This is a genomic window from Enterobacter sp. E20 (assembly GCF_000801755.2).
In the GTDB taxonomy this organism is placed as follows: domain Bacteria; phylum Pseudomonadota; class Gammaproteobacteria; order Enterobacterales; family Enterobacteriaceae; genus Enterobacter; species Enterobacter asburiae_B.
This window is the reverse complement of record NZ_CP012999.1, coordinates 4,313,233-4,337,255: the sequence shown is the minus strand read 5'-3', so window position 1 is coordinate 4,337,255 and position 24,023 is coordinate 4,313,233. Positions and strand designations below refer to the sequence as shown.

The following is a 24,023-nucleotide window of genomic DNA, read 5'->3' as shown; positions in this document are numbered from 1 at the left end:
GCTGACGAGTTTAAGTTTAACAAATGATTAGCCAATTGCCATTCGGGATAATTAAACATTATGAAAAATAAAAGGCACAGAAATGAAAAGGATAAAGTAAGGGTGCTCTTACTCGAGCACCCATTTCTTTAAAGGAAGAATGGACTTGGCTGGAATAAACGTTCGACGTCGGTAATAAACTTTTTATCGGTAAGGAACATAATAACGTGATCGCCTTGCTCAATTCGTAAATTATCATTGGCAATCATGACATCATTCCCGCGCACAACGGCGCCGATAATCGTGCCTGGCGGCAGTTTAATTTCGTCGATCGAACGGCCGACGACGCGCGACGTCGTTTCATCTCCATGAGCAACGGCTTCAATGGCTTCCGCTACGCCACGGCGGAGCGATGACACACCGACAATATCCGCTTTACGAACATGGCTCAGGAGCGCGGAAATTGTCGCCTGCTGAGGGGAAATAGCAATATCAATAACGCTACCCTGAACCAGATCGACATACGCCTTGCGCTGAATAAGCACCATGACTTTTTTTGCCCCCATGCGCTTCGCGAGCATGGCGGACATTATATTCGCCTCGTCATCGTTGGTGACGGCAATAAAGAGATCAACCTGATCAATATGCTCTTCAGCCAGTAGCTCCTGATCCGACGCATCACCATAAAATACGATCGTATTTTGCAGTTTTTCCGCCAGTTCAGCAGCACGCTGTTGATCGCGCTCGATCAACTTCACGCTGTAATCTTTTTCCAGCCGATGTGCCAGACCGGCACCGATATTGCCACCGCCGACCAGCATAATGCGTTTATAGGGTTTTTCGAGACGCTGAAGTTCACTCATCACCGCACGAATATGCTGTGAGGCCGCAATAAAGAAGACCTCATCACCGGCTTCGACAATCGTGGAGCCTTGCGGGCGAATTGGCCTGTCGTGGCGGAAAATCGCTGCAACGCGCGTATCAATATGCGGCATGTGCTCGCGCATGGTGGAAAGCGCATTGCCGATCAATGGTCCGCCATAATAGGCCTTAACCACTGCCAGGCTCACTTTGCCCTCGGCAAAGTTCACCACCTGCAGGGCACCCGGATATTCGATCAGGCGATAGATATTGTCGATAACCAGCTGTTCTGGCGCGATGAGGTGGTCAATGGGGACCGCTTCGGAATTAAACAGTTTTTCAGCATCGCGAACATAGTCCGGAGAGCGAATGCGCGCAATTCGGTTTGGCGTGTTGAAAAGCGAGTAGGCCACCTGACAGGCCACCATATTGGTTTCGTCAGAACTGGTTACCGCAACCAGCATGTCGGCATCGTCGGCGCCCGCCTCACGAAGAACACGTGGGTGCGAACCATGACCCTGCACCACGCGCAGGTCAAACTTGTCCTGTAATACACGCAGACGATCGCCGTTGGTATCAACAATTGTTATGTCATTGTTTTCGCCAACCAGGTTTTCCGCCAGCGTTCCGCCCACCTGTCCTGCACCCAGAATGATAATCTTCATATCTCGTGACCTGTTCTCAACATCACTCTTTGATTAGCTTAGCGTAAAAGAAGCCATCGCCCTCTTCAGCACCCGGCAGGTTCTGCAGACCTGGGGATTCAGGCGTTCCCGTATCGCGCAGCGCGGCGTCCGGCGTACGTTTAAGGAAGGCCGCGATTTGCTGGCTGTTTTCTTCCGGCAGTACGGAACAGGTTGCATAGACCAGCGTTCCACCAGGTTTAAGATGCGGCCAAATGGCGTCGAGAATGTCGGATTGCAGTTGGGCAAGTTCCTGAATATCACGATCGCGGCGTAGCCACTTGATGTCCGGATGACGACGAATAACACCGGTTGCAGAGCAGGGGGCGTCCAGCAAAATGCGATCGAACTGGGTTTCACCACACCATTCTGCGGGTTTGCGTCCATCGCCCTGCTTAACCTGAGCCTTCATGCCGAGACGCTTGAGGTTGTCGTAGACGCGTGAGAGACGCTGTTCATCGACGTCCACTGCCATCACGCTGGCCTGCGGAGCCACTTCCAGAATATGCGTCGTTTTGCCCCCTGGTGCGGCGCAAAGATCGAGGATCTGCTCACTATTTTTGGGTTCAAGCCAGGTCATGCAACCCTGCGCCGAGGCATCCTGTACGGTTACCCAACCTTCATCAAAACCGGGTAATGCATGTACCGGTGCCGGTGAGGCCAGACGTACAGCATCCGGATAGGCTTGATGCGGGAATCCACTCATTCCAGCTTCTTCAAGTAATGCCAGCCATGCGTCACGGCTGTGGTGATTCCGATTCACGCGTAACCACATTGGCGGGCGCTGGTTGTTGGCATCGGCAATCTCCTGCCACTGCTGTGGATAAGCTTTTTTCAGGCGCCTCAACAGCCAGTCCGGGTGCAGAAAACGTGCTTCGCTTTGGGCAAATTCAACCAGAAGCTCTTCCTGCTGTCTCTGGAACTGACGCAGTACGCCGTTGATCAGCCCTTTCAGCTGAGGGCGTTTAATCGCAACAGCGCCTTCAACCGTCTCAGCCAGCGCGGCATGAGGTGGGATGCGGGTATGAAGAAGCTGATAAAAACCCACCATAATCAAATAGTGTACGGTGCGCTGCTTGCCTGTCATTGGGCGTGACATCAGCTTGTTAATCAACCACTCAAGCTGAGAAAGCGTGCGCAGAACGCCAAAGCAGAGCTCCTGAAGCAGGGCTTTGTCTTTATCAGATACTTTTTGTTGCAGGGGAGGCAGGACGTTACTTAAGGACTGGCCATGCTCGATAACCTGCTCAACGGCCTGAGCCGCCATACTGCGTAGATTTTGTTTTTTCATAACCGTAAAAATAAAAATGCCCGGAAACACCGGGCCTTAAGGATAGATTTGCTCAGGCAAGACGATTGCCCGGAATAAACCATTCGCGACGGGAATTTAACAGATCCTGAGCGCTCATGGCCTTCTTGCCGGCCGGTTGTAGCGATTCAAGATTCAGGATCCCTTGCCCAGTCGCCACCTGAATTCCGTTCTTGTTGGCGTCAATAATCGTACCGGGTTCAGCCGTGGTAGTACCGCTAATGACGGAGGCTTTCCAGACTTTCACCGGCTGCTCATCAATCTCCATCCAGCTCATCGGCCACGGATTAAAAGCGCGAATGCAGCGTTCAAGCTGCGCGGCTGACAGGGACCAGTCGATACGCGCTTCTTCTTTGCTCAGTTTTTCGGCATAAGTCACCAGCGCGTCATCCTGAACTTCCGGTTTCGCCGTATTGTCAGCAAGCTGCTGGAGCGTCTCGATAAGCCCTTGTGGGCCAAGGTCTGCCAGTTTGTCATACAGCGTAGCGCTGGTATCGTCTGACGTTATGGGGCACGCCAGTTTATACAGCATATCGCCGGTGTCTAAACCTACGTCCATCTTCATAATGGTAACGCCCGTTTCGGCATCACCTGCCCACAGCGAGCGCTGGATAGGTGCAGCACCACGCCAGCGCGGAAGCAGAGACCCGTGCACGTTGATGCACCCCAGGCGAGGCATATCGAGCACAGCTTTTGGCAGAATTAAACCATAAGCCACCACCACCATTACGTCGGCATTCAGGTCAGCAACCAGCTGCTGATTTTCCTGTGGGCGTAACGATGCGGGCTGGAAAACGGGTAGCCCATGCTCTTCTGCTAGCACCTTTACCGGGCTCGGCATCAGTTTTTTACCGCGACCTGCCGGACGGTCAGGCTGGGTAAAGACGCCAACAACCTGGTGACCAGAAGATAACAGCGCGTCAAGATGACGCGCTGCAAAATCAGGGGTTCCCGCGAAGATAATACGTAGTGTTTTAGACACGATGATCCTTGTATCCGGGGGGACGTTATGCGCGAGAACGCAAACGATCCAGTTTCTCTACTTTTTGACGAATACGCTGCTGTTTCAGCGGCGAGAGATAATCGATAAACAGTTTACCGACCAGGTGATCCATCTCATGCTGAATACAAATCGCCAGCAGGTCGTCTGCTTCCAGTTCGAACGGGTTACCGTCACGATCCAGCGCGCGAATTTTCACCTTTTCGGCACGCGGTACTAAAGCGCGCTGTTCAGGAATGGACAGACAGCCTTCCTCAATACCGGTTTCGCCACTCTTTTCGAGCAGCTCAGGGTTGATCAGCACCAGACGCTCATCGCGATTTTCGGAAACATCAATCACGATAATACGCTTATGAATATCCACCTGCGTCGCCGCCAGGCCAATACCTTCTTCGGCGTACATGGTATCGAACATATCATCAACGATACGCTGGATTTCTGCATTCACTTCTTTGACCGGTTCAGCGACGATGCGAAGGCGCTCGTCCGGAATATGTAACACTTGCAAAACTGCCATAAATTTCCAGAGTCGTGTTCAGGAGTTGATAAGAATACTCTCTCTATTCTAGACAAATCCCCCATCGATTGACAGCATCAGTGACCAATCGCAATGATTGCGGAGGCCGCTTATGGCAGGGGAAAGGATGACGTCTACCGAGATATGGCTACGGCTAGTACACACAGGGTCTCTGTGTGGTGATGTAATGCTGGAAGCGGCTGCGCGACTGCAGAAGCTGGAACACCTCAACGTGCTCGTCGCCAGAGAGGCCGGGCTGACAGCAAAGCAGGCTGAACGGTTCTTTGCACTCGATGAGAGCGAGCTGGAACGTAGTCTTGTGTGGCTTGAGCAGCCGGGACATCATTTATTAACGCCCAACCATCCCCTATATCCCCCTTTGCTCCGCACGATCCCTGATTATCCCGGGGTGTTATTCATAAAAGGTAATCCTGAGGCGCTTAATACCGTTCAGCTGGCGGTGGTAGGCAGCCGTGCGCCGTCATGGTACGGCGAGCGATGGGGGAAAATCCTGTGCGAACAACTGTTTCAAAGCGGTTTCACGATCACCAGCGGGCTGGCCTGCGGTATTGACGGCGTAGCCCACAGCGCGGCGCTGTCAGTTAAGGGACGAAGCGTAGCGGTGCTGGGGAACGGTCTTTTTAGCATTTATCCACGCCGGCATCAGGCACTGGCGATGCGGCTTATCGAATCTGACGGCGCGATAGTGTCTGAGTTTCCGCTTTCCGCACAGCCCAGGCCGGCAAACTTTCCGCGTCGCAATCGGATTATCAGCGGGCTCAGCAAAGGCGTGCTGGTGGTTGAAGCGGCGCGCCGAAGCGGTTCGCTGGTCACGGCGCGATGCGCGCTCGAACAGGGGAGAGAAGTCTTCGCCTTGCCTGGTCCGATAGGTAATCCCGGATGCGAGGGACCCCACTGGCTGATTAAGCAAGGGGCAACGCCAGTAACGGAAGTAGGAGATATTCTTGAAAATTTGCAATATGGGTTGCAATGGCTGCAGGAAGATCCCGAAAAGCGACAATATTCATCAGATCAGGGAAAGGTGGCATTGCCATTTCCCAAGCTCCTGGCTAACGTAGGAGATGAGGTAACACCTGTTGACGTTGTCGCTGAACGTGCCGGCCAACCTGTGCCAGTAACGGTAGCACAGCTACTCGAACTGGAGTTAGCAGGGTGGATCGCAGCTGTACCCGGCGGCTATGTCCGATTAAGGAGGGCATGCCATGTTCGACGTACTGATGTATTTGTTTGAGACTTACATCCATAACGAAGCAGAAATGCGAGTGGATCAGGACAAATTGACACAGGATCTTACCGATGCGGGGTTTGAGCGGGAAGATATCTATAATGCGTTGATGTGGCTGGAAAAACTGGCTGATTATCAGGAAGGCCTCGCCGAACCGATGCAGCTTGCTTCTGACCCATTGTCAGTACGCATTTATACTGCGGAAGAGTGTGAAAGGCTGGATGCCAGCTGCCGGGGGTTCATCTTATTCCTTGAGCAGATTCAGGTGCTGAACCTCGAAACGAGAGAAATGGTGATAGAGCGCGTCATGGCGCTGGATACAGCAGAATTTGAACTGGAAGATCTCAAGTGGGTGATCCTGATGGTTCTGTTTAATATCCCGGGCTGTGAAAACGCCTATCAGCAAATGGAAGAATTACTCTTTGAAGTGAATGAAGGTATGCTGCACTAATTCAATGTGCAGCACCAAGAGTTGTTATGGCCAAATCAGCACTATTCACGGTGCATAAAAACGAGCCCTGCCCGCAGTGCGGGGCTGAACTTGTTATTCGGTCCGGGAAACACGGCCCGTTTCTCGGTTGTTCACACTATCCGGAATGTGATTATGTCCGTCCCCTGAAAAGCCAGGCGGATGGACATATCGTTAAAATTCTGGAAGGTCAGTATTGCCCACTCTGCGGTGGTGAATTAGCCCTGCGGCAGGGGCGATTCGGCATGTTTATTGGATGTAGCCGCTACCCGGAATGTGAGCATACGGAACAAATTGATAAGCCTGATGAAACGGCAATTGCGTGCCCTCAGTGTCAGCGCGGTCAGTTGGTACAGCGCCGTTCCCGTTATGGTAAGACTTTCCATTCGTGCGATCGCTACCCTGAATGCCAGTTCGTTATCAATTTTAAACCGGTAGCGGGAACCTGCCCTCATTGCAATTATCCGCTACTTATAGAGAAGAAAACCGCGCAAGGCATGAAACGCTTCTGCGCCAGTAAACAATGTGGAAAGCCGGTTACGGCGGATCAAAATAGTGAATAATAACCTGCCATCAGGCTCCATTGCGCATGCTGTGGACGTACTGAAAAAAGAAGAAGTCATCGCCTATCCAACTGAAGCTGTTTTTGGAGTCGGTTGCGATCCTGACAGCGAGACGGCCGTAAGCCGACTGCTTGCCTTAAAACAAAGACCCGTCGAGAAAGGGCTGATTTTGATCGCTGCGAATTATGAGCAGCTTAAACCCTATATCGATGACTCCATGCTGACGCCGGCGCAGCGCGAGACTATCTTCTCCGCGTGGCCTGGCCCGGTGACCTTCGTTTTCCCGGCGCAGCCGACTACGCCTCGCTGGTTAACCGGACGTTTTGATTCCCTCGCCGTTCGCGTAACTGACCATCCGCTGGTGGTTGAACTTTGCCTGGCATTTGGTAAACCGCTGGTCTCAACCAGCGCCAACCTGACCGGATTGCCACCTTGTCGGACAACCGAAGAAGTACTGGCGCAGTTCGGGAATGACTTCCCAGTCGCTGTCGGTGAAACGGGAGGGCGCCTGAATCCGTCTGAAATTCGCGACGCTTTGACCGGCGAACGTTTTCGCCAGGGGTAGTCTCATGGAAACCTATGCTGTTTTTGGTAATCCGATTGCACACAGCAAGTCACCGTTGATTCATCAGCAATTTGCGAAGCAGCTGCAGATAAATCATCCCTATGGTCGCGTACTGGCACCGGTGGATGCATTTATTCCAACGCTGGAGGCTTTTTTCGCCGCGGGCGGTAAAGGCGCGAATGTGACGGTTCCTTTTAAAGAGGAAGCCTTCGAACGAGCGGATGAGCTCACCGAGCGCGCTTCACTGGCTGGTGCAGTCAATACCCTAAAACGGCTTGAGGATGGACGCCTTTTGGGTGACAACACAGACGGAGTTGGTTTACTTAGCGATCTGGAACGACTGTCGTTTATTAAGCCCGGGTTTCGGGTCCTGCTGATTGGTGCGGGTGGCGCATCGCGGGGAGTACTGTTGCCTCTGCTTTCACTGGACTGTGCGGTGACCATTACCAACAGAACCTTTTCCCGAGCGGAAGCACTGGCGGCGTTGTTTGCGCATACCGGCAGCGTGAGCGCGGTAGCGCTTGACGATCTTGCCGATCGTGAGTTCGATCTTGTCATCAATGCCACGTCCAGCGGCATCAATGGCGAGATCCCGGCAATTCCTGCTTCTCTGGTCAGCGCGCATATGTACTTCTATGACATGTTTTATCAGAAAGGGAAGACCCCTTTCCTGAGCTGGTGTGAACAACACGGCGCGAAACAGTTAGCCGATGGACTGGGAATGCTGGTGGGGCAGGCTGCGCATGCGGTGCTGCTCTGGCATGGCGTGTTGCCTGCGGTCGAACCTGTCATTGAAAAGTTAAAGCAGGAGCTTTCGGCGTGAACCAGGCTATTCATTTCCCGGACAGAGAGATCTGGGATGAGAGTAAACAAGCGGTCTGTTTTCCGGTGCTGGTGCAGGGGATGCAACTTACTTGTGCCATTCATGGGGAAACGCTGTTTCGCCGTTTTGGCGGTTCAGACCCTATAGCGGTATTTTGCGAAAATCGCTGGGATCTGGAAGAAGAAGCCAGCGATTTAATCCGCGAACAGCAGGAAGACGATCAGGGCTGGGTTTGGTTGTCCTGATCCAAATAGTCATTCTTCCAGTTAACGTAGTTGTTCGCCGAGTATTTTAATCCTTCGATCTCCGCCTCCTTCAGGGGGCGGATCTGTTTTACCGGGCTTCCCAGATAGAGATAGCCACTCTCCAGCCGTTTGTTCTGCGGGACCAGGCTACCGGCACCAATCATTACGTCATCTTCTACTATGACGCCATCCAGCAAAATCGACCCCATGCCAACAAGTACGCGATTCCCGATAGTGCAGCCGTGAAGCATCACCTTATGGCCGACGGTAACCTCTTCTCCAATGATGAGGGGATTACCGTCCGGGTTATAGGAGGATTTGTGCGTGACATGCAGAACGCTGCCGTCCTGAATATTGGTACGGGCGCCAATCGACACATAGTTAACATCTCCCCTGATGGCGACGAGGGGCCAGATGCTGACGTCATCGGCCATTCGGACATCGCCGATCAACACGCTGCTGGCATCGATCATCACGCGATCGCCTTTTTGGGGGAACAGATCTTTATAAGGACGTAATACTGCGGGCATATCTACCTCTAACAATGAGCGCTATACAGAAGACTTTGATCATATTAATGGATCGCGGCAAGGCAAAATACGTCAATATTTAAGCAGATCGGGCGGGATTTCAGCGAAAAGCGCGGAAAATCAGCAGTCGGAAAAAAAGATCTAAAAAATACTTGTGCTAAAAAATGGGATCCCTATAATGCGCCTCCATCGACACGGCGGATGTGAATCACTTCACAGACAACGCGGTCGGTTGAAGAGAAAAATTCTGAAATAACGGGTTGACTCTGAAAGAGGAAAGCGTAATATACGCCACCTCGCAACGGTGAGCGAAAGCCGCGTTGCACTGCTCTTTAACAATTTATCAGACAATCTGTGTGGGCACTCAAAGTGACATGGATTCTTAACGTCGCAAGACGAAAAATGAATACCAAGTCTCTGAGTGAACATACGTAATTCATTACGAAGTTTAATTCACGAGCATCAAACTTAAATTGAAGAGTTTGATCATGGCTCAGATTGAACGCTGGCGGCAGGCCTAACACATGCAAGTCGAGCGGCAGCGGAAAGTAGCTTGCTACTTTGCCGGCGAGCGGCGGACGGGTGAGTAATGTCTGGGAAACTGCCTGATGGAGGGGGATAACTACTGGAAACGGTAGCTAATACCGCATAACGTCGCAAGACCAAAGAGGGGGACCTTCGGGCCTCTTGCCATCAGATGTGCCCAGATGGGATTAGCTAGTAGGTGGGGTAACGGCTCACCTAGGCGACGATCCCTAGCTGGTCTGAGAGGATGACCAGCCACACTGGAACTGAGACACGGTCCAGACTCCTACGGGAGGCAGCAGTGGGGAATATTGCACAATGGGCGCAAGCCTGATGCAGCCATGCCGCGTGTATGAAGAAGGCCTTCGGGTTGTAAAGTACTTTCAGCGGGGAGGAAGGTGTTGTGGTTAATAACCACAGCAATTGACGTTACCCGCAGAAGAAGCACCGGCTAACTCCGTGCCAGCAGCCGCGGTAATACGGAGGGTGCAAGCGTTAATCGGAATTACTGGGCGTAAAGCGCACGCAGGCGGTCTGTCAAGTCGGATGTGAAATCCCCGGGCTCAACCTGGGAACTGCATTCGAAACTGGCAGGCTAGAGTCTTGTAGAGGGGGGTAGAATTCCAGGTGTAGCGGTGAAATGCGTAGAGATCTGGAGGAATACCGGTGGCGAAGGCGGCCCCCTGGACAAAGACTGACGCTCAGGTGCGAAAGCGTGGGGAGCAAACAGGATTAGATACCCTGGTAGTCCACGCCGTAAACGATGTCGACTTGGAGGTTGTGCCCTTGAGGCGTGGCTTCCGGAGCTAACGCGTTAAGTCGACCGCCTGGGGAGTACGGCCGCAAGGTTAAAACTCAAATGAATTGACGGGGGCCCGCACAAGCGGTGGAGCATGTGGTTTAATTCGATGCAACGCGAAGAACCTTACCTACTCTTGACATCCAGAGAACTTAGCAGAGATGCTTTGGTGCCTTCGGGAACTCTGAGACAGGTGCTGCATGGCTGTCGTCAGCTCGTGTTGTGAAATGTTGGGTTAAGTCCCGCAACGAGCGCAACCCTTATCCTTTGTTGCCAGCGGTTAGGCCGGGAACTCAAAGGAGACTGCCAGTGATAAACTGGAGGAAGGTGGGGATGACGTCAAGTCATCATGGCCCTTACGAGTAGGGCTACACACGTGCTACAATGGCGCATACAAAGAGAAGCGACCTCGCGAGAGCAAGCGGACCTCATAAAGTGCGTCGTAGTCCGGATTGGAGTCTGCAACTCGACTCCATGAAGTCGGAATCGCTAGTAATCGTAGATCAGAATGCTACGGTGAATACGTTCCCGGGCCTTGTACACACCGCCCGTCACACCATGGGAGTGGGTTGCAAAAGAAGTAGGTAGCTTAACCTTCGGGAGGGCGCTTACCACTTTGTGATTCATGACTGGGGTGAAGTCGTAACAAGGTAACCGTAGGGGAACCTGCGGTTGGATCACCTCCTTACCTTAAAGAACCTGCCTTTGCAGTGCTCACACAGATTGTCTGATGAAAAGTAAATAGCAAGGCGTCTTGCGATTGAGACTTACACGTCCCCTTCGTCTAGAGGCCCAGGACACCGCCCTTTCACGGCGGTAACAGGGGTTCGAATCCCCTAGGGGACGCCACTTGCTGGTTCGTGAGTGAAAGTCACCTGCCGTCATATCTCAAAACTCATCTTCGGGTGACGTTTGAGATATTTGCTCTTTAAAAATCTGGATCAAGCTGAAAATTGAAACGACACACAGTTAATGTGTGTTCGAGTCTCTCAAATTTTCGCAATCAGAAGTGAAACATCTTCGGGTTGTGAGGTTAAGCGACTAAGCGTACACGGTGGATGCCCTGGCAGTCAGAGGCGATGAAGGACGTGCTAATCTGCGAAAAGCGCCGGCGAGGTGATATGAACCTTTGACCCGGCGATGTCCGAATGGGGAAACCCAGTGCAATTCGTTGCACTATCGTTAACTGAATACATAGGTTAACGAGGCGAACCGGGGGAACTGAAACATCTAAGTACCCCGAGGAAAAGAAATCAACCGAGATTCCCCCAGTAGCGGCGAGCGAACGGGGAGCAGCCCAGAGTCTGAATCAGCTTGTGTGTTAGTGGAAGCGTCTGGAAAGTCGCACGGTACAGGGTGACAGTCCCGTACACGAAAGCACACAGGCTGTGAACTCGAAGAGTAGGGCGGGACACGTGGTATCCTGTCTGAATATGGGGGGACCATCCTCCAAGGCTAAATACTCCTGACTGACCGATAGTGAACCAGTACCGTGAGGGAAAGGCGAAAAGAACCCCGGCGAGGGGAGTGAAAAAGAACCTGAAACCGTGTACGTACAAGCAGTGGGAGCACCCTTGTGGTGTGACTGCGTACCTTTTGTATAATGGGTCAGCGACTTATATTCTGTAGCAAGGTTAACCGTATAGGGGAGCCGAAGGGAAACCGAGTCTTAACTGGGCGTTAAGTTGCAGGGTATAGACCCGAAACCCGGTGATCTAGCCATGGGCAGGTTGAAGGTTGGGTAACACTAACTGGAGGACCGAACCGACTAATGTTGAAAAATTAGCGGATGACTTGTGGCTGGGGGTGAAAGGCCAATCAAACCGGGAGATAGCTGGTTCTCCCCGAAAGCTATTTAGGTAGCGCCTCGTGAACTCATCTTCGGGGGTAGAGCACTGTTTCGGCTAGGGGGCCATCCCGGCTTACCAACCCGATGCAAACTACGAATACCGAAGAATGTTATCACGGGAGACACACGGCGGGTGCTAACGTCCGTCGTGAAGAGGGAAACAACCCAGACCGCCAGCTAAGGTCCCAAAGTCATGGTTAAGTGGGAAACGATGTGGGAAGGCACAGACAGCCAGGATGTTGGCTTAGAAGCAGCCATCATTTAAAGAAAGCGTAATAGCTCACTGGTCGAGTCGGCCTGCGCGGAAGATGTAACGGGGCTAAACCATGCACCGAAGCTGCGGCAGCGACGCTTATGCGTTGTTGGGTAGGGGAGCGTTCTGTAAGCCGTTGAAGGTGTGCTGTGAGGCATGCTGGAGGTATCAGAAGTGCGAATGCTGACATAAGTAACGATAAAGCGGGTGAAAAGCCCGCTCGCCGGAAGACCAAGGGTTCCTGTCCAACGTTAATCGGGGCAGGGTGAGTCGACCCCTAAGGCGAGGCCGAAAGGCGTAGTCGATGGGAAACAGGTTAATATTCCTGTACTTGGTGTTACTGCGAAGGGGGGACGGAGAAGGCTATGTTAGCCGGGCGACGGTTGTCCCGGTTTAAGCATGTAGGCGGAACGATTAGGTAAATCCGGTCGTTTATTAACGCTGAGGTGTGATGACGAGGCACTACGGTGCTGAAGTAACAAATGCCCTGCTTCCAGGAAAAGCCTCTAAGCATCAGGTAACATCAAATCGTACCCCAAACCGACACAGGTGGTCAGGTAGAGAATACCAAGGCGCTTGAGAGAACTCGGGTGAAGGAACTAGGCAAAATGGTGCCGTAACTTCGGGAGAAGGCACGCTGATATGTAGGTGAAGCCCCTGCGGGTGGAGCTGAAATCAGTCGAAGATACCAGCTGGCTGCAACTGTTTATTAAAAACACAGCACTGTGCAAACACGAAAGTGGACGTATACGGTGTGACGCCTGCCCGGTGCCGGAAGGTTAATTGATGGGGTTAGCGGCAACGCGAAGCTCTTGATCGAAGCCCCGGTAAACGGCGGCCGTAACTATAACGGTCCTAAGGTAGCGAAATTCCTTGTCGGGTAAGTTCCGACCTGCACGAATGGCGTAATGATGGCCAGGCTGTCTCCACCCGAGACTCAGTGAAATTGAACTCGCTGTGAAGATGCAGTGTACCCGCGGCAAGACGGAAAGACCCCGTGAACCTTTACTATAGCTTGACACTGAACACTGGTCCTTGATGTGTAGGATAGGTGGGAGGCTTTGAAGCGTGGACGCCAGTCTGCGTGGAGCCAACCTTGAAATACCACCCTTTAATGGCTGGTGTTCTAACGTAGACCCGTAATCCGGGTTGCGGACAGTGTCTGGTGGGTAGTTTGACTGGGGCGGTCTCCTCCCAAAGAGTAACGGAGGAGCACGAAGGTTAGCTAATCCTGGTCGGACATCAGGAGGTTAGTGCAATGGCATAAGCTAGCTTGACTGCGAGAGTGACGGCTCGAGCAGGTGCGAAAGCAGGTCATAGTGATCCGGTGGTTCTGAATGGAAGGGCCATCGCTCAACGGATAAAAGGTACTCCGGGGATAACAGGCTGATACCGCCCAAGAGTTCATATCGACGGCGGTGTTTGGCACCTCGATGTCGGCTCATCACATCCTGGGGCTGAAGTAGGTCCCAAGGGTATGGCTGTTCGCCATTTAAAGTGGTACGCGAGCTGGGTTTAGAACGTCGTGAGACAGTTCGGTCCCTATCTGCCGTGGGCGCTGGAGAATTGAGGGGGGCTGCTCCTAGTACGAGAGGACCGGAGTGGACGCATCACTGGTGTTCGGGTTGTCATGCCAATGGCACTGCCCGGTAGCTAAATGCGGAAAAGATAAGTGCTGAAAGCATCTAAGCACGAAACTTGCCCCGAGATGAGTTCTCCCTGACCCTTTAAGGGTCCTGAAGGAACGTTGAAGACTACGACGTTGATAGGTCGGGTGTGTAAGCGCAGCGATGCGTTGAGCTAACCGATACTAATGAACCGTGAGGCTTAACCTTACAACGCCGAAGCTGTTTCGGCGAAGAGACAGACACGATTTTCAGCCTGATACAGATTTAACAGAATTTGCCTGGCGGCTTTAGCGCGGTGGTCCCACCTGACCCCATGCCGAACTCAGAAGTGAAACGCCGTAGCGCCGATGGTAGTGTGGGGTCTCCCCATGTGAGAGTAGGGAACTGCCAGGCATCAAATTTAGCGTGCTGATATGGCTCAGTTGGTAGAGCGCACCCTTGGTAAGGGTGAGGTCCCCAGTTCGACTCTGGGTATCAGCACCACTTTATACTTAGGTTAAAGTTCGGCAAGAAGTAAAAGAATTTGTCTGGCGGCTTTAGCGCGGTGGTCCCACCTGACCCCATGCCGAACTCAGAAGTGAAACGCCGTAGCGCCGATGGTAGTGTGGGGTCTCCCCATGTGAGAGTAGGGAACTGCCAGACATCAAATAAGTGAGAAGGCCATCCGAAAGGATGGCCTTTTTGCGTTTATGCGCCGAAAAAACGGTAGGCCGGGTAAGGCGAAGCCTCCACCCGGCAGAGCAAACAACTAATGAATCACCTGCGACAGGAATGCTCGCGTACGTTCTGACTTCGGATGGGCAAAGAACTCATCCGGCGGCGCCTGTTCGACAATCTCACCGCGGTCCATAAAGATCACCCGGTCGGCCACGGTTCGCGCAAACCCCATCTCATGCGTCACACAGAGCATGGTCATGCCGGATTGTGCCAGCCCAATCATGGTGTCCAGAACCTCTTTCACCATTTCCGGATCGAGGGCAGATGTCGGTTCATCAAACAGCATAATTTTCGGCTTCATACACAGCGAACGGGCGATAGCCACACGCTGCTGTTGGCCACCCGATATCTGGCCAGGGAACTTATTGGCATGCTCTGCGATACGTACGCGTTCAAGGTAGTGCATTGCCAACGCCTCCGCTTCCTTTTTCGGCATCTTTCGTACCCAAATCGGCGCAAGCGTACAGTTCTGCAGAACGGTCAGGTGCGGAAACAGATTAAAGTGCTGAAATACCATTCCTACTTCCTGACGTACGCGTTCGATATTGCGGATATCTTCATTCAGCTCGATACCATCAACCACAATGCGTCCTTGCTGATGTTCTTCAAGATGATTAATACAGCGAATGGTTGTGGATTTTCCGGAGCCCGAAGGGCCGCAAAGGACGATGCGTTCTCCCTGCTTTACCTTAAGATTAATGTCCCTCAGGACATGAAATTGTCCGTACCATTTATTCACATTTTCCAGCGTAATCATCGCGTCGGCGGGTGTCATAGTTATTTGGCTCATAATTTCCTCAGTGCGGTGTACGCCCGGTGTTAAAGCGCTTTTCCAGATGCTGGCTGTAGCGCGACATGCTAAAACAAAAGATCCAGTAGATCAGGGCAGCAAAGACATATCCTTCGGTGGACATACCCAGCCAGACAGGGTCAACGGTTGCCTGTTGCACGCTGCTAAAGAGATCGAACAATCCGATAATGATCACCAGGCTGGTATCCTTGAAGAGGGCAATGATCGTGTTGACCAGACCCGGAATGACCAGTTTGAGTGCTTGTGGGAGAATGACCAGTCCCTGCGTTTTCCAGTAACCGAGAGCCAGTGATTCCGCCGCCTCGTACTGGCCTTTAGGCAACGCTTGCAGACCACCACGTACAACTTCAGCGACATAGGCGGACTGGAAGAGAATCACCCCCACCAGGGCACGGATCAGCTTGTCGATGGTTGTTCCCTCTGCCATAAACAGCGGCAGCATGACCGACGACATAAACAACACGGTGATAAGCGGTACGCCGCGCCAGAACTCAATGAAGATAACGGAGAGCACGCGGACGATCGGCATTTTTGAACGCCGTCCCAGGGCCAGTAAAATCCCCCACGGTAAAGCACCGGCTATCCCCACTGAAGCGATAATCAGCGTCAGCGTCAGCCCGCCCCACTGCCGTGTTTCAACGCGTTCCAGTCCCAGGAAACCGCCATACAACAGTACCCAGACAATAATCGGATAAACTACGGCCCAGGCAGCAATATAGCGTCCACGATGTGGCAGCTTTTTCCAGAACATAGCCGCGACAGAGAGCAGGCCGATAACCAGCGCCAGATTTATCCGCCAGCGCTGTTCATGGGGATACAATCCATATATGAACTGACCGAAACGTTCATGAATAAACACCCAGCAGGCGCCGGCTTTTGTGCAGTCAGCTCGGGTTGAACCGACCCAGTTGGCCTGTAAAAACGCCCAGTTCAGCAGGGGAGGAATCAATTCCCACATGAGCCACAGGCAGACAATCGTCAGCAGGCTGTTGCTCCAGCTGGAGAAAAGATTCTTACGCGCCCAGAGAATGAAACGTCCACCTGTCGAGTTGGCAGGGCGCGAGGCGTGCGACAGTATCGCTTTTGTCATCATAGATCCTTAGCGCTCGACCAGTGCTATACGGCGGTTATAAAGGTTCATCAGCAGTGAAATCACCAGGCTGATGATCAGATAGACAGACATCGTGATGGCGATGGTTTCAATGGCTTGTCCGGTCTGGTTAAGCACGGTTCCGGCGAAGAGTGACACCATATCCGGATAACCAATCGCAGCGGCCAGCGACGAGTTTTTGACAATATTGAGATACTGGCTGGTCAGGGGAGGAATGATGACCCGTAAAGCCTGCGGAATAATGACCTGACGAAGCGTCACGGTATGGGGTAATCCCAGCGAGCGCGCCGCCTCGTGCTGCCCATAAGGAACGGCCTGGATCCCTGCACGGATAATCTCTGCGATAAACGCGGACGTATAAATCGACAGCGCCAGCGTCAGGGCTGCCAGCTCGGGAATTAATACCATTCCGCCCTGAAAGTTAAAGCCCCGCAGATGTGGAATATCCCAGTGCAAAGCGGCCCCAAACAGCCAGTGTGCAATTAGCGGCAGGCTAACGATCAGGACAACTGCCGTGGGCCAGGTTCTACGAAGCTGACCGGTTTTGATCTGATGCTTGCGGTTAAAACGGAATACCCCCGCAGAGAGCGCAAGCGCTATCACCATCGCGCCGATAAAAGCGTACAGCCCTTCACCCGGCTGAGGAGAAGGAATGGACAACCCACGGTTACTGAGGAAAAACAGCTCAAACGCGTCGACGGCCTGGCGGGGACCGGGAAGGTTACGCAGTACGGCGAAATACCAGAAGAAGATCTGCAGGAGCGGGGGGATATTGCGGAACGTCTCGATGTAAACAGTCGACAGTTTCCGCAGGAGCCAGTTTTCAGAAAGACGCGCCAGGCCAATAAAGAAGCCCAGTATCGACGCGAAGACGATACAAAGCGCCGATACCAACAGCGTATTCAGTAAACCGACCACGAACACGCGTCCGTACGTGTCACCTTCCTGGTAATCAATAAGGTGCTGAACAATACCAAACCCCGCGCTGCGATCTAAAAACGCGAAACCGGAGGTAATGCCGCGGTTATTCAGGTTGGTGATGGTGTTATGGATGAGATACACGGCGATGAGAACAACCGCAACAATAGCAATAATCTGGAATAGCCAGGCGCGGACCGCGGGATGAGAAAAGGATAGCGATCCTTTTACGGCTGAGCGGCGATGGGACATAAAGAAACCTCAGTAACCATGACTCTGGAGTGGGCACTGCCGGAGCAGTGCCCGTTACAGCTATGACTTAACGTACTGGTGGTGCGTACTGAATACCGCCGTTGTTCCAGAGATTGTTCTGGCCGCGTTTGATCTTCAGCGGGCTTTCCGATCCCACGTTGCGCTCAAAGATCTCAGAGTAGTTGCCCACCTGTTTGATGATGTTGTAAGCCCACTTGTTATCCAGCTTCAGATCCTTGCCGAAATCACCTTCTTTACCGAGCAGGTGTGCCATATCCGGGTTAGATGGCTTAGCGGCTTTTTCATCAACGTTTTTAGAGTTGATACCCATCTCTTCTGCGTTCAGCATGGCAAACAGCGTCCAGCGAACAATGGAGAACCAGTCTTCATCACCACGACGAACGACGGGGCCGAGAGGCTCTTTGGAGATGACTTCAGGCAGGACAATCCACTCTGCCGGGTTGCTCAGCTTAATGCGTAAGGCATACAGCTGTGACTGGTCAGAGGCCAGCGTGTCGCAACGGCCGGATTCCAGCGCTTTGGCCGATTCATCCGAGCGGTCGAATGTCACAGGGGTGTATTTCATGTTGTTTGCTTTGAAATAATCCGCGACGTTCAGCTCGGTATCGGTGCCCGCCTGGATACAAACGGTGGCGCCATCCAGTTCCTTGGCGCTTTTCAGGCCCGCTTTATTGTGGGTCAGGAAGCCGATGCCGTCATAATAGGTCACGCCCGTAAATGACATCCCCATGCCGGCATCACGGGAGGAAGTCCAGGTGGTATTACGGGAGAGCATGTCGACCTCACCGGACTGCAGCGCCGTAAAGCGTTCTTTCGCCGTCAGCGGGGTATATTTTACTTTGCTGTCATCGCCAAAAACGGCGGCTGCAACGCCACGGCAGACATCCACATCAATACCGGTAAATTTGCCGTTCGCATCGGCATAAGAGAAGCCAGGCAAACCGTCACTGATACCACATTGAACAAAACCTTTCTTTTTAACGGCATCCAGTGTCGTTCCCGCATGGGCTTGACCGGCTACGGCAAACAACATGCCTGCAGCGGCCAGGCTGGCTATCATCGTCTTTTTCATAATGCATCCTGTGTGGCGAAATTTATCGTTATAGAGGCGTTTTTAAACGCTTTACCTGTCTGTGGCTTTGGCCAACGTTTATAAAGCAAACGTAATGCCAGTTTTGCGTTCGACAAAATAAGAGACGAGTGAACGCTTAATGCTGAGTGTAGACAGGCTTAAATAAAATGAGCGCCCCAGAACGGTGCGAAATTACAACCTGTGCCACAAATCGGAGCAAAAGTTGCGAGTTGGGTCAGGAAAAAGAAGAGATAGTTTTCAGCGTGAATATTGGCAGGGTATTCAATAATCTTAATGTGTGAAAATCATCACGATAGAATAAGTAATTTGAATGAATATGCGAAAAAGTTGTGACTGACTTCAGGCTTAGATTAATTTAGTGAATATTTACAGGGCTATTTTTTTACTTATTTGAAAATATTGCACTCATTAAAAGCAAAAGCGCGGCCAGAGCCGCGCTTTCTCAATAGATGTTACTTCGTGAGGGCAACAATACCCAGTGTTAAACCCGCTACTGCGGCAGCACCGCCGGCGATAGCACCCGCAGTCTCCCAGTTATCCTGGGTTGTGCCTTTCATACAGGTATTGGTATGAACCAGTCGGCCCTGGTCGTCGTAAACCGGTACACATGGAGAATCGTGCGCGCAACCAGCAAGCAGCGCAGCGAGAAGTGCAACGGAAATGAATCTTTTCATGATGTTACCTCAGTATTATTTCTCATCCGCTATAAAGCCAGGAGGGCTATTAACGAACTGGAGGTTATTTTACCACCGGGGTAAGTCCTCGTTACACGAGGAATAATCTCAAATTATGTAGTTTGTAAAAATCGTGGAGAAAAGTCGGTTTCAGGAGGAATTAATGGAGACATTATGGAGTTGCAAGAGACTGTTTTTACTTAATGCAAATCATCATATTCTTAATGCTTCCTTTATGTAAAACCTAATTGGTTGTTTAAGTTAAAAATAAAAAGGCACCAGAGGTGCCTTTTCAGGGAAACATTAACCTTTATGGTGAGTAAACCGTCGCCGAACAACCACAAAGAAGACGGGCACGAAGAAAATTGCCAGAAGGGTTGCGGAAAGCATTCCCCCCATAACGCCCGTACCGACGGCGTTTTGCGCGCCGCTCCCGGCCCCGGTGCTGATCACCAGCGGCATGACGCCAAGAATAAAGGCCAGAGACGTCATCAGGATCGGTCGAAGGCGCATCCTGGAAGCTTCCAGCGTGGCTTCAATAATGCCTTTGCCTTCTTTATCCATCAGGTCTTTAGCAAATTCAACGATCAGGATGGCGTTTTTTGCCGATAAACCAATCGTCGTCAGCAGGCCGACCTGGAAATAGACGTCATTGTTTAACCCGCGCAGCGACGCTGCGAGAAGAGCCCCAATGACCCCAAGCGGCACAACCAGCATAACGGAGAACGGAATGGACCAGCTTTCATACAGCGCAGCCAGGCACAGGAACACCACGATCAGTGAAATGGCGTACAGGGCAGGCGCCTGGTTACCCGAGAGCCGCTCCTGATAAGACATCCCCGTCCAGTCATAGCCGATGCCGGAAGGCAGTTTTGCCGCGAGACTTTCCATCATAGCCATGGCCTCACCGGTACTTTTACCCGGGGCTGATTCACCCAGTATCTCCATAGAGGGCATCCCGTTATAGCGTTCCAGACGAGGTGAACCATACACCCAGCGAGCGTTGCTGAAAGCTGAAAACGGGACCATTTCCCCATTCGCGCTGCGCACGTAAAGGTTGTTAATATCTCCCGGCAACATACGGAATTTTGCGTCGGCCTGTACGTAGACCTTTTTCACGCGACCATGATCGATAAAGTCATTCACATAGGTGCCACCTAAGGCCGTCGAAATCGTCTGATTGACGTCAGAAAGGCTGACGCCCAGCGCCTGCGCTTTCTCCTGATCGACATCCAGCTTGAACTGAGGAGTATCTTCAAGACCGTTAGGGCGCACGCGAACCAGCAGGTCAGTGTGCTCATGCACCATGCTGAGCAGTTGGTTACGCGCCTGCGTCAGCTGGGTATGCCCCAGGTTGGCCTGATCGATCAATTCAAAATCGAAGCCCGTGGCGGTACCCAGTTCGATAATTGCAGGCAGGTTAAACGGGAACACGAGGCCATCTGTAATTTGACTGAAGGCTTTTGTCGCGCGGCTCACAATGGCTTCGACGCCGTTTTCCGCCCCCGGGCGCTCCTCCCAGGGCTTCAGGCTGACGAAGGCGATACCGGCGTTCTGACCCTGGCCGCTAAAGCTAAAGCCGTTTACGGTAAAGACGGATTCCACGTTCGCCTTTTCGTTGTTCAGATAGTAATCCTGAACCAGATCGAGGACCTGCTGAGTACGCGTCTGGGTTGCACCCGCCGGGAGTTGAACCATCGTCATAAACACCCCCTGATCCTCTTCGGGCAGGAAGGAGGTAGGCAGGCGCAGGAAGAGCACCGCCATCCCTCCGACGATAATGACGTACACCGCTAGATAGCGCCCTGTCTTACGCAAAATACCGCTCACGCTGTTACTGTAGTGCTCCACGCTTTTATCAAAGAGCGCATTAAACCAGCCGAAGAAGCCGCCTTTCTTCTCATGATGGTCGCCGGATACGGGCTTAAGCAACGTTGCGCAGAGTGCGGGCGTCAGGATTAGCGCAACCAGTACGGACAACGCCATCGCGGAAACGATAGTCAGCGAGAACTGGCGATAGATCGCCCCCGTCGAGCCGCCAAAAAAGGCCATCGGAATAAAGACCGCCGAGAGCACCATGGCGATCCCCACCAGTGCCCCCTGGATCTGCTCCATCGACTTCTGCGTGGCCTCTTTCGGCGGCAGTTTGTCTTCGACCATGACGCGTTCAACGTTCTCAACGACCACGATAGCGTCATCGACCAGCAGACCTATCGCCAGCACCATACCGAACATCGTCAGGGTGTTGATGGAGAAACCGAATGCCGCCAGAACCGCAAAGGTACCCAGCAGAACGACCGGCACCGCGATAGTCGGGATGAGCGTCGCCCGCAGGTTTTGCAGGAACAGGTACATGACCAGGAAGACGAGAACGATCGCTTCAAACAGGGTCTTCACCACTTCGTGAATGGAGATTTTCACAAAAGGGGTGGTGTCATAGGGATAGACAACTTTCAGCCCCTGCGGGAAGAACTGCTGCAGTTGCGCCAACTTGCTCTTAATGGCTGCCGCGGTGTCCAGCGCATTTGCCCCGGTTGCCAGCTTAATCCCCAGGCCGGTTGCCGCCTGCCCGTTGATTTTAGTGACCATGTTGTAGTTTTCGCCACCCAGCTCAATACGAGCCACGTCCTTCAGATGAACCATCGAGCCGTCCTGATTCACCTTGAGCGTCACGAGGCCAAACTCCTCCGGTGATTTCAGGCGGGTTTGCGCGATGATCGAGGCATTCAGCTGCTGCCCGGGAATGGACGGCGTTCCGCCCAGCTGGCCTGCTGCTATCTGGTCGTTCTGCGTTTTCAGCTGGTTGATAATATCCTGCGGCGTCAGCTGGTATTTGTTCATCGCGTTGCTGTCGAGCCAGATGCGCATCGCATACTGGGCGCCAAACAGCTGAACGTCACCGACGCCAGACGTTCGGCTGATGGCATCTTTGACGTTCGAAGCGACATAGTCAGAGATGTCATTCTGCGTGAGATTTTTGTTGTCTGAAACAAAGCCAGCGACCAGCAGGAAGCTGCTGCTGGATTTCTCCACGCCAATCCCTTGCTGCTGAACCTCTTGCGGCAGCAGCGGCATGGCGAGCTGCAGCTTGTTCTGCACCTGTACCTGGGCGATGTCCGGATCGGTTCCTGACTCAAAGGTCAGGGTGATGGTGACGTTACCCGCTGAATCGCTGGTGGAGGACATATACATCAGCTTATCGATACCGTTCATGTTCTGTTCGATAACCTGGGTCACGGTATCCTGTACCGTTTGAGCGTCCGCTCCCGGGTAAGTCGCGGATATCGCCACGGCGGGAGGAGCAATGGTCGGATACTGTGCGACGGGAAGTTTGAGAATGGCCAGCCCGCCTGCAATCATCAAAATGATGGCAAGTACCCAGGCGAAAACCGGTCTTTGAATAAAGAAATTAGCCATGTCGTCGTCCCTTAACCGGCTGGCGTCGTGGTGATATCAGGCGTGGCGACGACGGTTACCCCGGGTCTGACTTTCTGTAGCCCGCTGACTATCACGCGGTCACCGTTTTTCAGCCCTTCCGTCACCAGCCAGCGATCGCCAATTGCCTGAGGGGCCATGACGGTTCGCGGCTCAACCTGGTTTTTATCGTTCACCACCAGCACGGTTGCATCGCCTCGCGGTGTACGGGTCACGCCTTGCTGTGGTACCAGAATCGCATCCGGCTGGGTGCCTTCATCAATGCGGGCGCGAACGAACATGCCGGGTAACAACAGATGCTGAGGGTTCCGGAAAATGGCGCGCAGGGTGATCGAGCCGGTACTTTCATCGACCGTGACGTCAGAGAACTGCAATGTGCCTTTTAGCGGGTAGGGCTGCCCGTTCTCCATCAGCAGCTCAACGTTGCTGGCGATATCACCTTTTTGCAGGCTCGTCTGTTTCAGGCGCATAAAATCATTACTGGACTGGGTGACATCAACATAAATCGGATCGAGCAGCTGGACCGTTGCCAGCGCTGCGGCTTGCCCGTTCGTCACCAGCGCCCCTTCGGTCACGCTGGATTTTCCGATACGACCATCAACCGGAGAGGTCACTTTGGTGTAGGCAAGGTTGATACGTGCGCTCTCAACACCCGCTTTTGCGGCAACCACGCTGGCATCTGCCTGCTGAGCCGTCGCCACGGCCTGGTCATACTCCTGCTTACTGACATACTGGGTGCCTACCAGCGGGAGATAACGTTTCACCGTCAGGTGCGCAATATTGGCCGCCGCCTGAGCCTTCGCCAGTTCGCCTTTCGCGCTGTCATAGGCTGCCTGATAGGGCGCAGGATCAATCTGGTAAAGTGACTCGCCCGCTTTTACATCGCTACCCTCCGCGAAGTTACGGCGCAGGATAATGCCGCTAACCTGAGGACGAACCTCCGCAACGCGAAATGCATCTGTTCTGCCCGGGAGTTCAGTGGTGACCGCCAGAGGCGCGCTTTTCACAATATGCACGCTGACCTGAGGCGCCTGCTGGTGTTGCTGTTGATTTTCCTGACCATCGCATCCAGTGAGCAGTACCGCGCAGACAATGAAACCGGATAAGGGCAAACGTCTGAAATGATTCGTCATTACTGTTCCTTTAA

At 52.8% G+C, this 24,023-nt stretch carries 18 protein-coding genes, 2 tRNA genes and 4 rRNA genes; 12 read left to right on the top strand and 12 right to left on the bottom strand.

Annotation, left to right across the window (positions count from 1 at the left end; genetic code table 11):
• Nucleotides 1-128 precede the first annotated feature (128 nt).
• Genes trkA through def form a run of 4 tightly spaced genes read right to left on the bottom strand, consistent with a single transcriptional unit; the run spans nt 129 to nt 4,349 of the window.
• A complete protein-coding gene (gene trkA, locus NI40_RS20225) occupies nt 129-1,505 on the bottom strand; it encodes a Trk system potassium transporter TrkA (protein WP_008503482.1) in 1,377 nt (458 codons plus the stop codon).
• Nucleotides 1,506-1,527: 22 nt separating this feature from the next.
• On the bottom strand, nt 1,528-2,814 hold the full coding sequence (rsmB, locus tag NI40_RS20220; protein ID WP_039262763.1) for a 16S rRNA (cytosine(967)-C(5))-methyltransferase RsmB: 1,287 nt from the start codon (nt 2,812-2,814) through the stop codon (nt 1,528-1,530).
• A gap of 52 nt (nt 2,815-2,866) precedes the next feature.
• Nucleotides 2,867-3,814: a methionyl-tRNA formyltransferase gene (gene fmt / locus NI40_RS20215; protein WP_039262757.1), complete on the bottom strand. Its 948-nt coding sequence runs from the start codon at nt 3,812-3,814 to the stop codon at nt 2,867-2,869.
• Nucleotides 3,815-3,839: 25 nt separating this feature from the next.
• Nucleotides 3,840-4,349 (bottom strand): peptide deformylase, encoded by a 510-nt coding sequence (gene def, locus NI40_RS20210; RefSeq protein ID WP_006812188.1) that lies wholly within the window; start codon nt 4,347-4,349, stop codon nt 3,840-3,842.
• A 127-nt stretch (nt 4,350-4,476) separates the two neighbouring features.
• On the opposite strand from def, the gene dprA reads away from it, so the two are divergent.
• From dprA to NI40_RS20180, 6 genes are read left to right on the top strand one after another with little or no spacing between them, the layout of a single operon-like run.
• On the top strand, nt 4,477-5,601 hold the full coding sequence (dprA, locus tag NI40_RS20205) for a DNA-protecting protein DprA (RefSeq protein WP_039262764.1): 1,125 nt from the start codon (nt 4,477-4,479) through the stop codon (nt 5,599-5,601).
• On the top strand, nt 5,573-6,046 hold the full coding sequence (gene smg, locus NI40_RS20200; RefSeq protein ID WP_008503477.1) for a DUF494 family protein Smg: 474 nt from the start codon (nt 5,573-5,575) through the stop codon (nt 6,044-6,046). The genes dprA and smg overlap by 29 nt, the downstream gene beginning before the upstream one ends.
• 26 nt (nt 6,047-6,072) lie before the next feature.
• On the top strand, nt 6,073-6,627 hold the full coding sequence (locus tag NI40_RS23430; protein ID WP_023309445.1) for a DNA topoisomerase family protein: 555 nt from the start codon (nt 6,073-6,075) through the stop codon (nt 6,625-6,627).
• Nucleotides 6,620-7,192 (top strand): L-threonylcarbamoyladenylate synthase type 1 TsaC, encoded by a 573-nt coding sequence (gene tsaC, locus NI40_RS20190; protein ID WP_033146781.1) that lies wholly within the window; start codon nt 6,620-6,622, stop codon nt 7,190-7,192. The genes NI40_RS23430 and tsaC overlap by 8 nt, the downstream gene beginning before the upstream one ends.
• Before the next feature lie 4 nt (nt 7,193-7,196).
• Nucleotides 7,197-8,015 carry a shikimate dehydrogenase gene (gene aroE / locus NI40_RS20185; protein ID WP_039262760.1) on the top strand — a complete coding sequence of 273 codons (819 nt, stop codon included), beginning with the start codon at nt 7,197-7,199 and terminating at the stop codon, nt 8,013-8,015.
• Nucleotides 8,012-8,260, top strand: a complete 249-nt coding sequence (locus NI40_RS20180; protein WP_039262761.1) for a DUF1488 domain-containing protein — start codon at nt 8,012-8,014, stop codon at nt 8,258-8,260. The genes aroE and NI40_RS20180 overlap by 4 nt, the downstream gene beginning before the upstream one ends.
• On the opposite strand, the gene NI40_RS20175 is transcribed toward NI40_RS20180, so the two are convergent.
• A complete protein-coding gene (locus NI40_RS20175) occupies nt 8,236-8,790 on the bottom strand; it encodes a gamma carbonic anhydrase family protein (protein ID WP_039262762.1) in 555 nt (184 codons plus the stop codon). The genes NI40_RS20180 and NI40_RS20175 overlap by 25 nt on opposite strands.
• A gap of 470 nt (nt 8,791-9,260) precedes the next feature.
• On the opposite strand from NI40_RS20175, the gene NI40_RS20165 reads away from it, so the two are divergent.
• The 6 genes from NI40_RS20165 to rrf (NI40_RS20140) all read left to right on the top strand — a co-directional run bounded on the left by NI40_RS20165 (nt 9,261) and on the right by rrf (NI40_RS20140) (nt 14,486).
• Nucleotides 9,261-10,802, top strand: a 16S ribosomal RNA gene (locus NI40_RS20165).
• 85 nt (nt 10,803-10,887) lie between these two features.
• Nucleotides 10,888-10,963 (top strand) — tRNA-Glu (locus tag NI40_RS20160).
• Nucleotides 10,964-11,145: 182 nt separating this feature from the next.
• A 23S ribosomal RNA gene (locus NI40_RS20155) occupies nt 11,146-14,051 on the top strand.
• Between the two features lie 70 nt (nt 14,052-14,121).
• A 5S ribosomal RNA gene (gene rrf, locus NI40_RS20150) occupies nt 14,122-14,237 on the top strand.
• A 14-nt stretch (nt 14,238-14,251) separates the two neighbouring features.
• Nucleotides 14,252-14,327: transfer RNA gene (locus tag NI40_RS20145), tRNA-Thr, on the top strand.
• Between the two features lie 43 nt (nt 14,328-14,370).
• Nucleotides 14,371-14,486: ribosomal RNA gene (gene rrf / locus NI40_RS20140) — 5S ribosomal RNA — on the top strand.
• Together the 16S, 23S and 5S rRNA genes with 2 tRNA genes alongside form the textbook arrangement of a ribosomal RNA operon.
• A gap of 106 nt (nt 14,487-14,592) precedes the next feature.
• Here rrf (NI40_RS20140) and NI40_RS20135 read toward each other — a convergent pair.
• From NI40_RS20135 to NI40_RS20105, 7 genes are all read right to left on the bottom strand, one after another.
• Nucleotides 14,593-15,351, bottom strand: coding sequence for an amino acid ABC transporter ATP-binding protein (locus NI40_RS20135; RefSeq protein ID WP_023309440.1), 759 nt, complete (start codon nt 15,349-15,351; stop codon nt 14,593-14,595).
• Nucleotides 15,352-15,358: 7 nt separating this feature from the next.
• Nucleotides 15,359-16,462, bottom strand: coding sequence for an amino acid ABC transporter permease (locus tag NI40_RS20130; RefSeq protein WP_039260387.1), 1,104 nt, complete (start codon nt 16,460-16,462; stop codon nt 15,359-15,361).
• A gap of 9 nt (nt 16,463-16,471) precedes the next feature.
• Nucleotides 16,472-17,653: an amino acid ABC transporter permease gene (locus NI40_RS20125; RefSeq protein WP_039260388.1), complete on the bottom strand. Its 1,182-nt coding sequence runs from the start codon at nt 17,651-17,653 to the stop codon at nt 16,472-16,474.
• Between the two features lie 67 nt (nt 17,654-17,720).
• Nucleotides 17,721-18,746: an amino acid ABC transporter substrate-binding protein gene (locus tag NI40_RS20120; RefSeq protein WP_023333654.1), complete on the bottom strand. Its 1,026-nt coding sequence runs from the start codon at nt 18,744-18,746 to the stop codon at nt 17,721-17,723.
• Nucleotides 18,747-19,219: 473 nt separating this feature from the next.
• On the bottom strand, nt 19,220-19,441 hold the full coding sequence (locus NI40_RS20115; RefSeq protein ID WP_008502867.1) for a lipoprotein: 222 nt from the start codon (nt 19,439-19,441) through the stop codon (nt 19,220-19,222).
• Nucleotides 19,442-19,744: 303 nt separating this feature from the next.
• Nucleotides 19,745-22,858, bottom strand: a complete 3,114-nt coding sequence (locus NI40_RS20110; RefSeq protein WP_039260389.1) for an efflux RND transporter permease subunit — start codon at nt 22,856-22,858, stop codon at nt 19,745-19,747.
• Between the two features lie 11 nt (nt 22,859-22,869).
• Entirely contained in the window at nt 22,870-24,009 is a 1,140-nt protein-coding gene (locus NI40_RS20105) for an efflux RND transporter periplasmic adaptor subunit (protein WP_039260390.1), read from the bottom strand.
• Between the last annotated feature and the right edge of the window lie 14 nt (nt 24,010-24,023).

What these genes read in the sequence shown, in the direction of transcription:
- trkA (WP_008503482.1), bottom strand. Translation starts at nt 1,505, where the DNA reads ATGAAGATTATCATTCTGGGTGCAGGACAGGTGGGCGGAACGCTGGCG.
- rsmB (WP_039262763.1), bottom strand. Translation starts at nt 2,814, where the DNA reads ATGAAAAAACAAAATCTACGCAGTATGGCGGCTCAGGCCGTTGAGCAG.
- def (WP_006812188.1), bottom strand. Translation starts at nt 4,349, where the DNA reads ATGGCAGTTTTGCAAGTGTTACATATTCCGGACGAGCGCCTTCGCATC.
- dprA (WP_039262764.1), top strand. Translation starts at nt 4,477, where the DNA reads ATGACGTCTACCGAGATATGGCTACGGCTAGTACACACAGGGTCTCTG.
- smg (WP_008503477.1), top strand. Translation starts at nt 5,573, where the DNA reads ATGTTCGACGTACTGATGTATTTGTTTGAGACTTACATCCATAACGAA.
- NI40_RS23430 (WP_023309445.1), top strand. Translation starts at nt 6,073, where the DNA reads ATGGCCAAATCAGCACTATTCACGGTGCATAAAAACGAGCCCTGCCCG.
- aroE (WP_039262760.1), top strand. Translation starts at nt 7,197, where the DNA reads ATGGAAACCTATGCTGTTTTTGGTAATCCGATTGCACACAGCAAGTCA.
- NI40_RS20175 (WP_039262762.1), bottom strand. Translation starts at nt 8,790, where the DNA reads ATGCCCGCAGTATTACGTCCTTATAAAGATCTGTTCCCCCAAAAAGGC.
- NI40_RS20135 (WP_023309440.1), bottom strand. Translation starts at nt 15,351, where the DNA reads ATGAGCCAAATAACTATGACACCCGCCGACGCGATGATTACGCTGGAA.
- NI40_RS20130 (WP_039260387.1), bottom strand. Translation starts at nt 16,462, where the DNA reads ATGACAAAAGCGATACTGTCGCACGCCTCGCGCCCTGCCAACTCGACA.
- NI40_RS20125 (WP_039260388.1), bottom strand. Translation starts at nt 17,653, where the DNA reads ATGTCCCATCGCCGCTCAGCCGTAAAAGGATCGCTATCCTTTTCTCAT.
- NI40_RS20120 (WP_023333654.1), bottom strand. Translation starts at nt 18,746, where the DNA reads ATGAAAAAGACGATGATAGCCAGCCTGGCCGCTGCAGGCATGTTGTTT.
- NI40_RS20115 (WP_008502867.1), bottom strand. Translation starts at nt 19,441, where the DNA reads ATGAAAAGATTCATTTCCGTTGCACTTCTCGCTGCGCTGCTTGCTGGT.
- NI40_RS20110 (WP_039260389.1), bottom strand. Translation starts at nt 22,858, where the DNA reads ATGGCTAATTTCTTTATTCAAAGACCGGTTTTCGCCTGGGTACTTGCC.
- NI40_RS20105 (WP_039260390.1), bottom strand. Translation starts at nt 24,009, where the DNA reads ATGACGAATCATTTCAGACGTTTGCCCTTATCCGGTTTCATTGTCTGC.